The following is a 14,776-nucleotide window of genomic DNA, read 5'->3' as shown; positions in this document are numbered from 1 at the left end:
TCCATGGGGGCCGATCCCCACCTCTCACCACCGGCCCCCTGCCCCGGCGCGCCCTCGTCTGGAGAACCGCATGACCCCCACCCGCACACGGCGACGCGGGCGCGCGCTCGCGCTGCTCGGCGCCGCGGCCGGCCTCGCCGGCCTGATGGCCGCGCCGCCCGGCGGCACCGCCCCCGCCGTCCCGGCCCTCGACGCCGCCCCGGCGGCGGCCGTCGCCGAGAACACGGCGACCGTCCACTACTGGACCAAGACGAAGAACTGGTCGGCCTACAACCTCCATTGGGCGCCCGACGGCGGGTCCTGGACCACCGTGCCCGGCACCGCGATGGAGCCCGCCTGTACCGACTGGGTGAAGAAGACCGTCAGCCTCGGCTCCGCCGCCGGGCTCCAGGCCACCTTCAACAACGGCACCGGCACCTGGGACAACAACGGCGGCGGCAACTACGCGCTGGGCACGGGGAACATCACCGTGAAGGACGGCGTCGTCGCCCACTCCGACCCGTGCGCCGACACGCCCCCGCCGACCGCGAACAAGGCGACGGTGTACTACTCCTCGGCCTCCCTCGGCTGGTCGACGGTGAACGTCCACTACCAGCCGGCCGGCGGCACGTGGACGGCCGTACCCGGTCTCGGCATGACGGCCGCCTGCACCGGCTGGTGGAAGCGGGAGCTGGACCTCGGCTCCGCCACCTCCCTCAAGGCCGCCTTCAACAACGGCAACGGCGTGTGGGACAACAACGGCGGCGCCGACTACGCGATCGGCACCGGCACCTCCACGGTCCGGGACCGGGTGGTGACCGCGAACGCCACCGACCCCTGCGCCGCGACCCCGCCCGACACCCAGGCGCCCACCGCCCCCGCCGGCCTCACCGCGACCGCCGACGGCGTCTCCGTACTGCTCTCCTGGAACGCCGCCACCGACGACCGGGGCGTGACGAAGTACCAGGTCACCCGCACCGGAGGCACCACCGGCACGGTCGTCACCGACGTCGGCTCGACGGTCTTCTCGGACACGAACCTCGCCGAACGCACTGCGTACACCTACACGGTGAAGGCCGTGGACGCCGCCGGGAACGTCTCGGCCGCCTCCGCCCCGGCCACCGCCACCACCGGCGACAAGCCCACCGCCCCGGCCAACGGCAAGCCGCTCGGCACCGACCCCCGCAAGGACCCGATCTACTTCGTCCTCACCGCCCGCTTCTACGACGGCGACGCCTCCAACAACCGGGGCGGCAGCCAGCACGTGAAGTCGGGGAACGCGGCGAACGACGACCCCATGTTCCGGGGCGACTTCAAGGGCCTGATCCAGAAGCTCGACTACATCAAGGGCCTCGGCTTCTCCGCCGTCTGGGTCACCCCGGTGGTGCTCAACCGCTCGGACTACGACCACCACGGCTACCACGGCTACGACTTCTACAAGGTCGACCCGCGCCTGGAGTCGGCCGGCGCCTCCTACCAGGACCTCATCGACGCCGCCCACGCCAAGGGCATGAAGATCTACCAGGACGTCGTCTACAACCACTCGTCCCGCTGGGGCGCCAAGGGCCTGTTCACGCCGACCGTCTACGGCGTCCGGGACACCCAGTGGAGCTGGTACTACGACGAGAAGCAGCCCGGCTTCGAGTACGACGGCCTGACGATCGACCCGAGGACCGGCAAGTCGTACTACAACGGCGACCTCTGGTCGACGGCCGAGCCCACCGGCAACACCTGTGTCAACTGGGGCAAGCCCACCGGCGGGAAGAGCGCCGAGGGCTACACGCTCTACAACTGCCAGTGGCCGAGCCCCACTTCGGGCATGTTCCCGAAGGACCTCTTCCACCAGTGCTGGATCGGCAACTGGGAGGGCGAGGACTCGCGCTCCTGCTGGCTGCACGAGGACCTGGCGGACCTCAACACCGAGAACGCGACCGTCCAGAACTACCTGATCGGCGCCTACGACAAGTACATCGACATGGGGGTGGACGGCTTCCGCGTCGACACCGCCGTGCACATCCCGCGCACCACCTGGAACCGCCGGTTCCTCCCCGCGATCCAGGAGCGCGTCACCCAGCGGCACGGCGCCGAGGCGGCGAGGAACTTCTTCGTCTTCGGCGAGGTCGCGGCCTTCGTCAACGACAAGTGGAACCGCGGCTCGGTGAACCACTCCGCGCAGTTCTTCACCTGGAAGGAGCGCAAGGAGTACGACGCCGACGACACCAAGGCCGCCCTGGAGATGTACGACTACGAGCAGCAGCAGGGCACCGGCAACCAGCCCACCTCCACCAACGCCTTCCTCAACGGCAACGGCTACCACACGCCCGACCACAGCCGCTTCTCCGGCATGAACGTCATCGACATGCGCATGCACATGAACTTCGGTGACGCGTACAACGCCTTCTCCAACGGCAAGGACTCGGACGACAGTTACAACGACGCCACCTACAACGTCGTCTACGTCGACAGCCACGACTACGGCCCGAACAAGTCGAGCGAGCGGTACACCGGCGGCACCGACGCCTGGGCCGAGAACATGTCCCTGATGTGGACCTTCCGCGGCATCCCGACGCTCTACTACGGCTCCGAGATCGAGTTCCAGAAGGGCCAGAAGATCGACTGCGGGCCCACCTGCCCGCTGGCCACCACCGGCCGCGCCTACTACGGCGACCACGTGGCCGGCACCGTCACCGCCTCCGACTTCTCGAAGGTCTCCGGGGCGAGCGGCCAGGTCGCGACCACCCTCCAGCAGCCCCTGGTCAAGCACGTCCAGCGGCTCAACGAGATCCGCCGGGCGATCCCCGCCCTCCAGATGGGCCAGTACTCCACCGAGGGCATCTCGGGCGGCATGGCGTTCAAGCGCCGCTACACCAGCGGCTCGACGGACAGCTTCGCGCTCGTCACCGTCTCGGGCGGAGCCACGTACAACGGCATCCCGAACGGCACGTACACCGACGCCGTCACCGGCGACGTGAAGACGGTCTCCAACGGCACCCTCACGGTCGGCGCGCCCGGCAAGGGCAACCTCCGGGTGTACGTCCTGAACGGGCCCGGGAAGATCGGCACGGCGGGCCCCTACCTGAAGTAGGCGCACGCGTACGGAAGGGGGCGGAGACGGAAATCCGCCCCCTTTCGCCATGTTCAAGTCAAGATTTTGTTACGTGAACGGGCTTGTCGGACAGAAGACTTCCTTCCGCGCCCCCCATCTGGGATCTTGCGTCCACCCCACACATCACAGGGCCCGGCCGGCGCCACCCGCGCCACCGGGCCATCGGAGGACGCATTGTTTTCCCACATATCCGGCCGGATGAGACTCGCGGCGATCACCCTCGGCACGACCCTGGCCCTCGCGGGCCCGGTCTCCCTCGCCCAGGCCGCCCCGGTGGACAACGAGCCGCTCGCGGCCTTCACCGCGAACGCCCGGACCACCCAGCAGGCGCCCGCCGCCTGGGCCGCCGGCACCCGTGCCTACCTGGTGATCACCACCCCCGGTGACACGACCGCGGTCCGCAACGCCGTGGCCGCGAACGGCGGTTCGGTCTTCTCCTCCTTCGACGCCATCGGCGTGATCGTCGCCCACTCGACCTCCGCCTCCTTCGCCACCACCATGCGTGGCGTCTCCGGCGTGCAGAAGGTCGGCGCGACCCGCACCTCGGACGTCCCCGCCGACGCCTACAACCCGGCGCTCCCGGCCAACCCGTCGCAGGCCGCGGCCCCCTCGACGGAGCCCGTCCGCTCGGACATGACCCAGATCAAGGCCGACCAGGCCTGGGCGGTCAACCCGGGCTCCGCCTCGGTCAAGGTCGGCATCCTGGACACCGGCGTCGACGACCAGCACCAGGACCTGGCGCCGAACTTCAACGCCGCCGACTCGGTCTCCTGCGCCTACGGCAAGGCGGACACCCGCATCGGCGCCTGGCGCGACGTCGACCAGCACGGCACCCACGTGGCCGGCACGGTCGCGGCGGCCAAGAACGGCAAGGGCGCCATCGGCGTCGCGCCGGGCGTGAAGATCTCCTCGGTGCGCATCGCCGAGCCCGGCAGCACCCTCTTCTTCGCCGAGAACACCATCTGCGGCCTGGTGTGGTCCGGTGACCACGGCTTCAAGGTCACCAACAACAGCTACTACACCGACCCGTGGCAGTTCAACTGCCCGAACAACCTCGACCAGGCGGCCATCCTGGAGGGCGTGGGCCGCGCCCAGGCCTACGCCGAGGGCAAGGGCTCGCTCCAGGTCGCGGCGGCCGGCAACTCCAACGTCGACCTCGCCAACAAGACCACCGACTCGTCGAGCCCCAACGACTCGACCCCGGTGACCCGGACGATCACCAACGACTGCCTCGACATCCCGGCCGAGCTGCCGGGCGTCGTCACGGTCGCCGCCAACGGCACCAGCGGCACGTCCAAGGCGTCCTTCTCCAACTACGGCCGTGACGTCATCGAGGTCTCGGCGCCCGGCGAGTCGGTCTACAGCACCGTCCCCGGCGGCAAGTACTCCTCGCTGAGCGGTACGTCGATGGCCTCCCCGCACGTCGCGGGCGTCGCCGCCCTCATGGCCAGCGCCAACCCGGCGTACACCCCGGCGGACCTGCGGGCCAAGCTCGGCGAGCAGGCCACCGACCTGGCCTGCCCGTCGGACGCCCGCTGCACCGGCACCACGGCGAAGAACAGCTTCTTCGGCGAGGGCCGCGTGGACGCCCTGAAGGCCGTCGGCGGCTCGACCACTCCCCCGCCCGGGAAGTACTTCGAGAACCTCACCGACGTGACCGTCCCCGACAACACCACCGTCGAGAGCACGATCACCGTCAGCGGCGTCACCGGCAACGCCCCGGCCACCCTGAAGGTGGGCGTGGACATCAAGCACACCTACATCGGTGACCTCAAGGTCGACCTCGTCGCCCCCGACGGCTCGGTCTACGTCCTGCACAACCGGACGGGCAGCTCCACCGACAACATCGCCCAGACGTACACCGTCAACGCCTCCTCCGAGGTGGCGAACGGCGTCTGGAAGCTCCGTGTGAACGACAACGCGAGCGCGGACACCGGGAAGATCGACGCCTGGAACCTGACCTTCTGACGGTCGGACCGAAGGGGCCGGAGCGGATCGCGCTCCGGCCCCTTCGGCATGTCCGGACGAGAAATCCCGTACCGGGGGGTAGCCCGCGCGACACCCTTGCTATACGTTCCGTCTAACAAGCTTGCTAGACGTGGTGTCTAACAAGCGAGGGAACGACCACGAGCCGACCGCGTGACCCAAGGAGCCGCAACGATGGCCAGCAGCACCGTGCGCCCGGACAACCACGACCAGGACGACGTCGCCGAGCGGCTGCTCCGGTCGGCGGCCAAGCTCAGCTACGACCCCGCCGTCGAGGTCGACTGGGACACCCCGCTCGACAAGGACTTCCACGGCCAGAGCCCGGAGTGGAACAGCCTCTACGGCACCGCCTACTGGAACGAGATGACCGAGGAGCAGCAGAAGGAGCTGACCCGCCAGGAGTCCGCCTCCGTCGCCTCCACCGGCATCTGGTTCGAGATGATCCTCCAGCAGCTGGTGCTCCGGGACATCTACCGCACCGACCACACCGACCCCCGCTTCCAGTGGGCGCTCACCGAGATCGCCGACGAGTGCCGCCACTCGATCATGTTCGCCCGCGGCTCCCAGAAGCTCGGCGCCCCCGCCTACCGGCCCAAGCGGGCCATCATGGAGCTCGGCCGGGTCATGAAGACCGTCGGCTTCGGCGAGGCCGCCTACGCCGGCATCCTCGTCGCCGAGGAGGTCCTCGACGTCATGCAGCGCGACTGGATGCGCGACGAGCGGGTGGTCCCCTTCGTGCGGACCATCAACAACATCCACGTCGTCGAGGAGTCCCGGCACATGAAGTTCGCCCGGGACGAGACCCGCCGCAACCTCGCCGGCGCGAGCCGCGCCCGCCGCCACTTCCAGGCGCTGATCGTCGCCATCGCCGCGTACTACATCATCACCAGCCTGGTGAACCCCGAGGTGTACGTCCGGGCCGGCCTCGACCCCGAGCGCGCCCGCCGCGAGGCCGCCGCCAACGAGCACTACAAGGCCCGGCTGCGGGCCAGCTGCTCCGGCCTCATGGAGTTCCTCGGCGACGTCGGCATGCTGACCCGGCCGGCCGTCCGCTTCTACCGGCGCGCCCACCTCATCTGACCGCGGCTCCGCCCCGACTCCGACCCGAGTCCGCCCCGCGTCCGACCCCGAGTCCGACCCCGACGAGCCGAGCCGAGCCGCCACCATGACCTACGCCATCACCCAGACCTGCTGCTCCGACGCCACCTGCGTCGCCGTCTGCCCGGTCAACTGCATCCACCCGACGCCCGAGGAGCCGGACTTCGGCACCACCGAGATGCTCTACATCGACCCGAAGAGCTGCATCGACTGCGGCGCCTGCGCCGACGCCTGCCCGGTCGACGCGATCTTCCCGGTCGACCGGCTCACCGGGCCCCTGAAGCGGTACGAGGCGATCAACGCCGCCCACTTCGAGGGCCGCGAACCCGCCCCCGTCCTCGCCTCCCCCACCTTCCACCCCTGGGGCGAGCCCTCCTTCGGCCGCTCACTGCCCTCCGACTTCGCCCCCATCCGGGTCGCCGTCGTCGGCACGGGCCCGGCCGGCATGTACGCCGCCGAGGACCTCCTCCTGCACACCAACGCCGAGGTCACCCTCATCGACCGGCTCCCGGTCGCCGGCGGCCTGGTCCGCTACGGCGTGGCCCCCGACCACCCGGGCACCAAGGGCGCGGGCGACAGCCTCGCCCGCTTCCACACCCACCCCCGGGCCACCGTCCGGCTCGGCGTGGAGATCGGCAAGGACGTCACCCCCGACGAGCTTGCCGCCCACCACGACGCGGTCGTGTACGCGGTCGGCGCCCCGTCCGACCGGCGCCTCGGCATCCCCGGCGAGGACCTGCCCGGAAGCCTCTCCGCGACCTCCCTCGTCTCCTGGTACAACGCCCACCCGGAGACCGCGCCCGGAGCCGTCGCCCTCGGCACCACCGAGCGGGTCGTGATCGTCGGCACCGGCAACGTCGCCCTGGACGTCGCCCGCATCCTCGTCACCGACCCGGCCGCCCTCGCCGGCACCGACATCGCCGACCACGCGCTCGCCGCCCTGCGCGGCTCACGGGTCCGCGAGGTGGTGCTCCTCGGCCGGCGCGGCCCCGAGGACGCCGCGTACACCGCCTCCGAGCTCCTCGCCCTCGGCCACCTCCCCGGCGTCGACCTCGTCGTCGACACCCACGACCCCCGCATCGCCGAGGCCATCGACACGGCCGCCCCCGGCGACAAGGCCGCCCTCCTCAAGGAGACGGCCCGCGAGACGGTCGACTGGACCGGCGGCCCCGACACCGGCCGCCGCCGGATCGTCCTCCGCTTCCACTCGGCCCCCGAGGAGGCCCTCGGGGAGGACGCGGTCCGCGCGGTCCGCGCCGGCGGCCCCGGGGGAAGCACCGACATCCCGGCCGGCCTCCTCGTCCGGGCCGTCGGCTACCGGGGCGTGCCGCTCGCCGGGCTGCCCTTCGACGAGACCACCGGCACCGTCCCGCACACCGCGGGGCGCGTCGAGGGCATGACCGGCACGTACGTCGTCGGCTGGATCAAGCGCGGCCCCTCCGGCGGCATCGGCGCCAACCGCGCCTGCGCGGCGGAGACCGTCGGCAGCCTGCTCGCCGACGCGGTCGACGGCCGCCTCCCGAAGCCGGCCGGCTCCGCGAAGGCCTTCGCCCGCCTCGCCCGCGGCCGCGCCGGGCGGCTCGTCGACGCCCGCGGCCTCGCCGCCATCGACCGGGCCGAACGCGCCCGGGGCGCGGCGACGGGCCGGCCGCGCGTCAAGCTCGCGACCGTCCCCGAGCTGGTCGCGGCGGCCCGGCGGGGCCGGTTGCGCGGGCCGGTGGGCTGACACGGACCGGGTGCGCGGAGAAGGCGCACCCGAGCGGGAAGGGGCATACGGGGCGGGCGTGCGGGCACTCGCCCCGTATGGCCACCGAGAACACCGTCCGGCCCGACGACGGACGCGACGAGAGCCGTGACCAGCGCGCCGACCGGCGGTGGAACGAACTCCTCCAGGAGCTGCGCGTCGCCCAGACGGGCACCCAGATCCTGTTCGGCTTCCTCGTCGCCGTCGTCTTCCAGCCGCGCTTCGCCGAGCTGGGCACGACGGACCGGGTCATCTACGTCGTGACGGTCTGTCTGGGAGCGGCGACCACGGGCGCGCTCGTCGCGCCGGTGGCGGTCCACCGCCTCGTGGCGGGGCGCCGGCTCAAACCGGAGGCGGTCGCCTGGGCGGGGCGCCTGACCCTGGTCGGCGTGGTGCTGCTCTACCTGACGATGGTGTCGACGTTCCTGCTGATCATGCGCATGGTCCTGGACGACACGATCGCGCTCTGGCTGGTCGTCTTGATGGCGCTCTGGCTGGCGCTCTGCTGGTTCCTGGTCCCGCTCGTCGCCCGGCTCAGCAGAGGCAACGGCGGAGACGGGAACGGCGACGGGAACGGCGGTACGGGGGACGGCTACGGCCCGTGGCCCCGCTGAGGATCCGGCCCGGGACGGCGGGCCGGCGCGAGCGGCGGATCAGGCCGCGACGGGAAGCGGCCGCCGCAGCACGATCGCGTTGAGACCGACGGCGAACGGCGCCGCGTCCGTCAGCCCGAGCCCGAGCACCCGCTCCTTCGGCAGCTCGACGGTGACGTCCACGCAGAACGCGAGCGCGTGCAGCGCGTCACCGGCCGCGCCCTCCTCCTGGAGCGCGAAGAACAGGTCCCGGTAGTAGCGGGTGCGCTCCTCGGACTCCTCGTAGAACGACAGACCGGGCTGCCCCAGCTGCTCGCCGAGCCCCGTGAACGCGGAGACCAGCTCCCGCTCCACGGTCTCCCAGAAGCCCGCCTCCGCGCACTCCGCCGGCAGCGCCTGCCGGACGGCCTCCTTCAGCGAGAGCACCATGACGAGCAGCGGCGCGTGCTCCCTCAGGCCCCAGCCGCGCACCATCCGGACGATGGTGCTGTCCGGAACGGCGACGGCCGCCTGGTGGATGGCCTCGAAGTCGAAATTGACGGTGGCGGGGGCGATCGCCTCCTGGAACACCCGGTCGATCGACCGGGCCTCGTCGAGATGGGCGGGTGCCACCTCGACGACGGTCCTGAAACTGGCGGCCAAAGGCTTCTCCTCTTCTCACCGCCCACCGTGGTGGGCGCTTGATCATCAGAAGGAGTATGCCGAGGGGTCCGCTCAGCGGCCGCGGCGGGGCTTCCCGCCGCGCCCCGCGGCACCGCCCTTGCCCTGGGCGGGCTTCCCCGGCCGCGCCGGCTTCGCCCCCGCCGTCCTCTTCGCGGGCTTCTGACCGGACGTCTGGCCGGGCTTCCGATCGGACTTCCGGTCGGTCTTCTGCCCCTTCCGCTCCTCCGCGCGCCGCCCCCGGGTGCTGTTCACGGTCCGGCCCCGGACGATCCCGATGAACTCCTCCACCAGGTCGGGCGCCTCCTCGGCCTTCGGCCAGGACAGCGCCACCCGCGACTGCGGCACACCGGTGATCGTGCGGTACGTCAGGTCCTTGCGGTGGTGCAGCCGGGCCAGCGACTGCGGGACGACCAGCACACCCACCCCGGCGGCGACCAGCTCGATCGCGTCGGCGGTGGTCTCCGGCCGCTGGAACGCCGGAAGCCCAGGCGGCGACCCCTCCCAGCCGAGCGCGTCGTCCAGCGGATGCAGCACCAGCTCCTCCGCCAGGTCCTCCGGGGCCAGCTCCTCGGCGGCGGCGAAGTGGTGGTCCTTGGGCACGACCACCACGCTGGTCTCCTCGTACAACGGGATCGCGCTCAGGTCCTCGCCGTCGACCGGCAGCCGCAGCAGCGCGGCGTCCGCGCCGCCGTCCCGCAGCATCCCGAAGGCCTCCCCGGGCGTCACCTGCACCAGCGTGAGCGGCACGTCGGGCAGCCGCTGCTCCCAGGTCCGCACCCACTTCGAGGGCGTCACACCGGGCACGAAGGCGAGCCGGAAGGCCGCGGCGTCGGGGGCGGGGGCAAGCGGGGAGTCTGTCACCCCGCAAGATTACCCGCCGCTCCGCGCCCGGCGGAGCCCGTCACGCCCGCCGTCCGCGCAGGTCGGAGGGCGACCGTGGTCGGAGGAGCTCCGTGTGCTCGATACCCTTGACCCCATGACGTCGCACCAGAACTCCCAGACGATGAAGCCGGCCACCGCGGCCAAGAAGCTGGGTGTGTACCTCGAGGCCACCCCCGCCGATTTCCAGGAGGGCGTCGTCTCGCGCGCCGAGCTCAACGAGCTGCAGGCGAATCCGCCGGCCTGGCTCAAGGAGCTCCGGCAGAACGGCCCGCACCCGCGCCCCGTCGTCGCCTCCAAGCTGGGCATCTCCATCTCGGGCCTGGCCCGCGGCGGGATCACCGAGGCCCTCACCACGGAGCAGATCGAGGCCCTGAAGACCGAGGCCCCGGAGTGGCTCGTCAAGGAGCGCGCCACCCAGGCCGACGTCCGCAAGGAGACCGTCCGCATCAAGGAGCGCAACGCCCAGCGCGAGGCCGACCGCGCCGCCCGCGAGCAGGACGCCTGATCCGCTCCTGACCCACCGGCGTGGCGCGGCGCCGGCCGAGGGAGGCATTCCCTCATGAACGTGAAGAGCGATCCGCCCGTGGTGGCCGCCGTGGACGGCTCCGAGCACAGTCTGCGCGCCCTGTCCTGGGCACTCGCCGAGGCGGAGGCCCTGGACGCCCCGCTCGTCGTGGCCCACGTCCGCTCCGACGCCCTCCAGCTGGGCGCGGCCAGGATCGCCTCGCTGGGCACCGAGCCGGAGCTGCGGGACACCGTCCTGGACGCGGTGCGGACCGTCGTGGAGGAGCGGGGACACGCGGTCCCCGTACGGTACGAGTCCCTGGACGGCACCGTCACCGACGTGCTGCCGGAAGCGGCCCGGGAGGCCCGCCTCCTGGTGACGGGTTCCCGCGGCCACGGCGGTTTCGCCAGCCTCCTCCTCGGCTCCACCGGCCGCGCCCTCGCCGCCCGCGCCCCCTGCCCGCTGGTGGTGGTCCCGCACGAGGCGAGGACCGCTTCCCTGGGCAGCGGCCCGGCCGCCGGCTGCGTCCTGCTCGGCCTGCACCCGGAGGAGACCCCGGACGAGGTGATCGACTTCGCCTTCGGGGCGGCCGCGCTCCGCCGCGTACCCCTGGAGGCGATGACCGGGCTCCGCCTCCCGCCGAACCCGTCCGCGCTGGTCGCGGCCCCCTCCCCCGCCTTCCAGATGCCCCCGCCGCTGCCCCTCGCCGACGATACCGAGGAGCTCCTCGCGGAGGCCCGGCGGGAGCAGGAGGCCCGGCTGCGCCCCTTCGCCGAGCGGCGCCCGGACGTGAAGCTGGTCCGCACGGTGGCACCGGGCGACGCCGCGGGGCTCCTGGTGGACGCCTCCGCCGAGGCGGCCCTCCTCGTCGTGGGCCGGCACCACCGGCACCGCATCGCCGAGCTCCTGGTGGGGTCGGTGGCACACGCGGTGCTGCACCACGCCGCCTGCCCGGTCGTCGTCGTCCCGCCGGCGCCGGCGGACGGGATGTCGGCGGCGGCTGGTAGACAGGGCGCATGACGCCCGACGTGTACGCCTCCGATCCCGCCGCCGCTTCCCGCAACACCCGCCCGCCGACCCCCCGGGCCGCCCTGGGCGCCGGGATCGTCGTCCTCGACGGCGACGGCCGGGTCCTGCTCGGTCTGGACCGCTCGGGCGTCTGGGAGCTCCCGGGCGGCGCGGTGGAGCCGGGCGAGTCCATCGAGGAGGCCGCGGCGCGCGAGCTGGCCGAGGAGACGACGCTCGCCGCCGGCCCCGCCGACGTCGAGGTCATCGGCCTGCTCCTCGACACGGTGACCTCGTCGGAGCTCACCCGGCTGACGGCGGCGACGGTGGTCCGCGCCTTCACGGGCACTCCGGCCGTGGCCGAGCCCGAGAAGATCGAGCGCTGGCGCTGGACCTCCCCCGACGAGCTGCCCACGGCCCTGTTCCTGCCGTCCGCGCAGGTCCTCGCCGCCTGGCGCCCGGACCTGGCCCTGCCGAGGGCCCCGTTCCACCGCTACGGCCTCACGCGGCTCCCGCACTGAGCCGGCCCGCGCGCCACCGCGCGGGCCGGGCCGGTCGTGATTAGCGTGGACAAAGGCCCTGAGCCACGCAAAACGTCACCGATCGGAAGCGAGAGTCTCGTCATGGCCGTACGACCCGAGGGCACCCCGGTCTGGACCGACGCGATGTTCACCGACGCCGAGGGCGCCAAGACCTTCTACGCCGATGTGCTGGGCTGGACGTTCGGCGAGGCGTCGACGGAGTTCGGCAACTACACCCAGGCGTACAAGGACGGCAAGGCGGTCGCCGCCATCGTCCCGCCGATGCCCGGCGGCGACACCCCACCCCAGTCCGCCTGGTGTCTCTACTTCGCCTCGGACGACGTCACCGCCACGGCGGAGAAGATCCGGGCGGCGGGCGGCACGATCCTGATGGAGCCGATGCGGGTGGGCGACTTCGGCTCGATGTGCCTCGCGTCGGACCCGTCGGGCGTGGTCTTCGGCCTCTGGCAGGGCGGCGTCCACGAGGGCTTCGAGCTCGAAGGGGAGCCGGGCTCCTACGTGTGGGCCGAGGTCTTCACCCGCCGGCCCGAGAAGGCCGACCCCTTCTTCACCAGCGTCTTCGGCTACCACACCAAGAAGATGACCGGCGAGGACATGGACTACAAGGTCTTCGACCTCGGCGCCGACCCGGTGCTCGGCCGGATGAGGATGGCCCCCGACGACTTCCCGCCGGAGGTCCCCAACCACATCCAGATCTACTTCTCCGTCGACAACTGCGACCTCGCGGTCACCGCGGCCGAACGCCTCGGCGGCCGCAAGATCTTCGGCCCCATGGACAGCCCCTTCGGCCGCTTCGCCACCCTCCTCGACCCGCAGGGTGCCGTGTTCGCGGTCATCGACGTCCGCACGACGGTCGGCGAGATGCCGCCCATGGAGTGACCCGGAGGCCGGCCCGGGCTCAGGCGGTGTCGCGTACGGCGACGATCCCGTTGAAGACGCCGACGTACGCGGTCCCGTCGGGCCCGAGGGTGACCGGCGCCCAGTTGTTGTCGTAGCCGAGCCCGGTCCCGGTCAGCCGCGAGAAGACCCGCCCGCCGGTGCGGAAGTCGACGGCCGTGAGGTACCAGGCGTCGATCCCGAGGGCGCTGGCCCGCTTCTCGTAGAAGTACAGCAGCCCGTTGGCGGTGGAGAGCTTGGGCACGGTGGACGGCGACCGCACGTCGCTCTCCCACACGACGTCGCACCCGCTGCCGTCGCCCCGCACGTCGATCCGGGTCGCCCCGCCGGTGACCGTGCGCCCGAACCCGAGCGACGACGGGTTCTCGTACCCGTAGTTGTTCTCCACGACGAGGCTGTCGCCCCAGCTGATCAGCGAGTTGTCGGTCGTCGAGGCCCCGGACCGGAAGACCGGCACCTTGCACACGAGCCGTTCCCCCGCCGGCACGCCGTCCCCGCGCCGGTAGACGAGGACGTTCATCCGGTCGTCGGCGTTGTCGGTGATGGCGACGTACGCGTCCCGGCTGCCGAAGAGGTCGGGCGTGGTCCCCGAGCCCTGGTTCACCGAGCCGGGCTTGGTCCCGGTCCCCCGGTCGTACGTCTCCCGCCAGACGACCCGCGGCGTCCCGTCGCCGTCGGCCCGGAACGCGTACAGCGCGTGGTCGGTGACGATGGAGACCCCGTCCTCGGCGACGGAGAACGAGTTCTGGATCTCCTCCCCGTCGAGCCGGATCGCCCGCAGGATGCCGGTGGCGGGGTCGACGGTCCCGACCCGCCCGAGCCGGGTGACCCACCAGATCCGCCCGTCCCAGTCGGGCATCACGGAGGTGACGGGGTCGCACACCCCGCTGGGGAAGAGGTTGGTCCAGCTGACGCAGTCGTGCGGCACGAGCGGGGTCAGGTCCCAGTCGTCCTCGACGGTGAACTCCCAGGTGCCGTCGGCCTTCTGCCCGTGTGCGATCCGCAGGACGTGCTGCCGCGAGTCGGCGAGGACCACCCGGTCGCGGTCGTCCAGGTAGAAGTAGGCGCCGCCGGACGTGTCCTTGAAGATCTTCTCGAAGTCGAGCCGGGTGAGGGCCTCGACGGTGGACGAGCGCTGCGGCAGCTTGTACTCGGCGAGGGTGTCGAGGCTGCTCGGGTCCAGCAGCTTCAGCAGGAAACCGCCGAAGGTGCCGCAGACGGTGATCAGCCGCCCGCCGGCGTCGAAGGTGGCGGTGGCGCACTCGCCTCCGACGGGAGCGATCTTCTCGCTCGTGACCTCGGGGTTCCGCCCCAGCGGCGCCGGATACGGATGGGTGCCGCTGCCGGCCCCGTCGGCGTGCATGCCGCTGCGGCCGTTGGGCGCGAGGTGGGGGTGCCGGTCCGGTCCGGTGCCCGGCAGCGGCCGGGCGACGCCCGGCGCCCCTTCGTAGTGGTCGACGAGCCGGTGTCCGAGCGCGAGGGGTATCTCCTCGGCCTGGGCGACGGGCGCCGATCCCGCCAGCAGCACGGCCGCGAGAGCGGCGACGACCGCCGCTCGCCCCCGTCGGCGGGGTACACGTGTACTCAAGACAGCTCCTAGGGATCCGTACGACTGTCACGCCGACGGCTGACGCTAGGTGGGGCCCCTGGAGAAGGGAAGCGATGCGCACGAGGCTTCACGAGAACGCAAAAATGCCTCAACCCCCAGACAAGGTCTGGGGGTTGAGGCTAAAAATTGTTCGGCGGCGTCCTACTCTCCCACAGGGTCCCCCCTGC

General features: G+C 72.0%; 12 protein-coding genes. 9 read left to right on the top strand and 3 right to left on the bottom strand.

Going from position 1 to position 14,776, the window contains the following annotated elements; translation table 11 throughout:
• Positions 1-70: 70 nt before the first annotated feature.
• The 5 genes from ABZ621_RS35810 to ABZ621_RS35790 all read left to right on the top strand — a co-directional run bounded on the left by ABZ621_RS35810 (position 71) and on the right by ABZ621_RS35790 (position 8,527).
• The gene (locus tag ABZ621_RS35810; RefSeq protein WP_360611100.1) at positions 71-3,064 is read left to right on the top strand and encodes a carbohydrate binding domain-containing protein; all 2,994 of its coding nucleotides are present in this window, start codon (positions 71-73) and stop codon (positions 3,062-3,064) included.
• A gap of 219 nt (positions 3,065-3,283) precedes the next feature.
• A complete protein-coding gene (locus tag ABZ621_RS35805) occupies positions 3,284-5,053 on the top strand; it encodes a S8 family serine peptidase (protein WP_360611099.1) in 1,770 nt (589 codons plus the stop codon).
• 192 nt (positions 5,054-5,245) lie between these two features.
• Entirely contained in the window at positions 5,246-6,151 is a 906-nt protein-coding gene (locus ABZ621_RS35800) for a diiron oxygenase (protein ID WP_360611097.1), read from the top strand.
• Positions 6,152-6,236: 85 nt separating this feature from the next.
• A complete protein-coding gene (locus ABZ621_RS35795) occupies positions 6,237-7,895 on the top strand; it encodes an FAD-dependent oxidoreductase (RefSeq protein ID WP_360611096.1) in 1,659 nt (552 codons plus the stop codon).
• A 77-nt stretch (positions 7,896-7,972) separates the two neighbouring features.
• Complete coding sequence (locus tag ABZ621_RS35790; protein ID WP_360611094.1) at positions 7,973-8,527, top strand: DUF6328 family protein; 555 nt, start codon at positions 7,973-7,975, stop codon at positions 8,525-8,527.
• Positions 8,528-8,566: 39 nt separating this feature from the next.
• On the opposite strand, the gene ABZ621_RS35785 is transcribed toward ABZ621_RS35790, so the two are convergent.
• Complete coding sequence (locus ABZ621_RS35785; protein ID WP_360611093.1) at positions 8,567-9,148, bottom strand: Type-2Aa cytolytic delta-endotoxin; 582 nt, start codon at positions 9,146-9,148, stop codon at positions 8,567-8,569.
• Positions 9,149-9,220: 72 nt separating this feature from the next.
• On the bottom strand, positions 9,221-10,030 hold the full coding sequence (locus tag ABZ621_RS35780; RefSeq protein WP_360611092.1) for a LysR family transcriptional regulator substrate-binding protein: 810 nt from the start codon (positions 10,028-10,030) through the stop codon (positions 9,221-9,223).
• A 115-nt stretch (positions 10,031-10,145) separates the two neighbouring features.
• Here ABZ621_RS35780 and ABZ621_RS35775 point away from each other — a divergent pair, with 115 nt between their 5' ends.
• The 4 genes from ABZ621_RS35775 (at position 10,146) to ABZ621_RS35760 (ending at position 12,982) form a co-directional block, all read left to right on the top strand.
• On the top strand, positions 10,146-10,556 hold the full coding sequence (locus tag ABZ621_RS35775; protein ID WP_360611090.1) for a DUF5997 family protein: 411 nt from the start codon (positions 10,146-10,148) through the stop codon (positions 10,554-10,556).
• A 54-nt stretch (positions 10,557-10,610) separates the two neighbouring features.
• Positions 10,611-11,576: a universal stress protein gene (locus ABZ621_RS35770; protein WP_360611088.1), complete on the top strand. Its 966-nt coding sequence runs from the start codon at positions 10,611-10,613 to the stop codon at positions 11,574-11,576.
• Positions 11,573-12,082, top strand: a complete 510-nt coding sequence (locus ABZ621_RS35765) for an NUDIX domain-containing protein (protein WP_360611087.1) — start codon at positions 11,573-11,575, stop codon at positions 12,080-12,082. The genes ABZ621_RS35770 and ABZ621_RS35765 overlap by 4 nt, the downstream gene beginning before the upstream one ends.
• Positions 12,083-12,184: 102 nt before the next feature.
• Positions 12,185-12,982, top strand: coding sequence for a VOC family protein (locus ABZ621_RS35760; RefSeq protein ID WP_360611085.1), 798 nt, complete (start codon positions 12,185-12,187; stop codon positions 12,980-12,982).
• 19 nt (positions 12,983-13,001) lie between these two features.
• Here ABZ621_RS35760 and ABZ621_RS35755 read toward each other — a convergent pair whose 3' ends face one another.
• Positions 13,002-14,528 carry a hypothetical protein gene (locus ABZ621_RS35755; RefSeq protein ID WP_360611137.1) on the bottom strand — a complete coding sequence of 509 codons (1,527 nt, stop codon included), beginning with the start codon at positions 14,526-14,528 and terminating at the stop codon, positions 13,002-13,004.
• Positions 14,529-14,776: the final 248 nt, after the last annotated feature.

The sequence above is a fragment of the Streptomyces sp. NPDC007863 genome (genome assembly GCF_040633895.1).
Lineage (GTDB): Bacteria > Actinomycetota > Actinomycetes > Streptomycetales > Streptomycetaceae > Streptomyces.
Note: the sequence above shows the minus strand (reverse complement) of the source record. Positions and strands in the feature narration are given on the sequence as shown.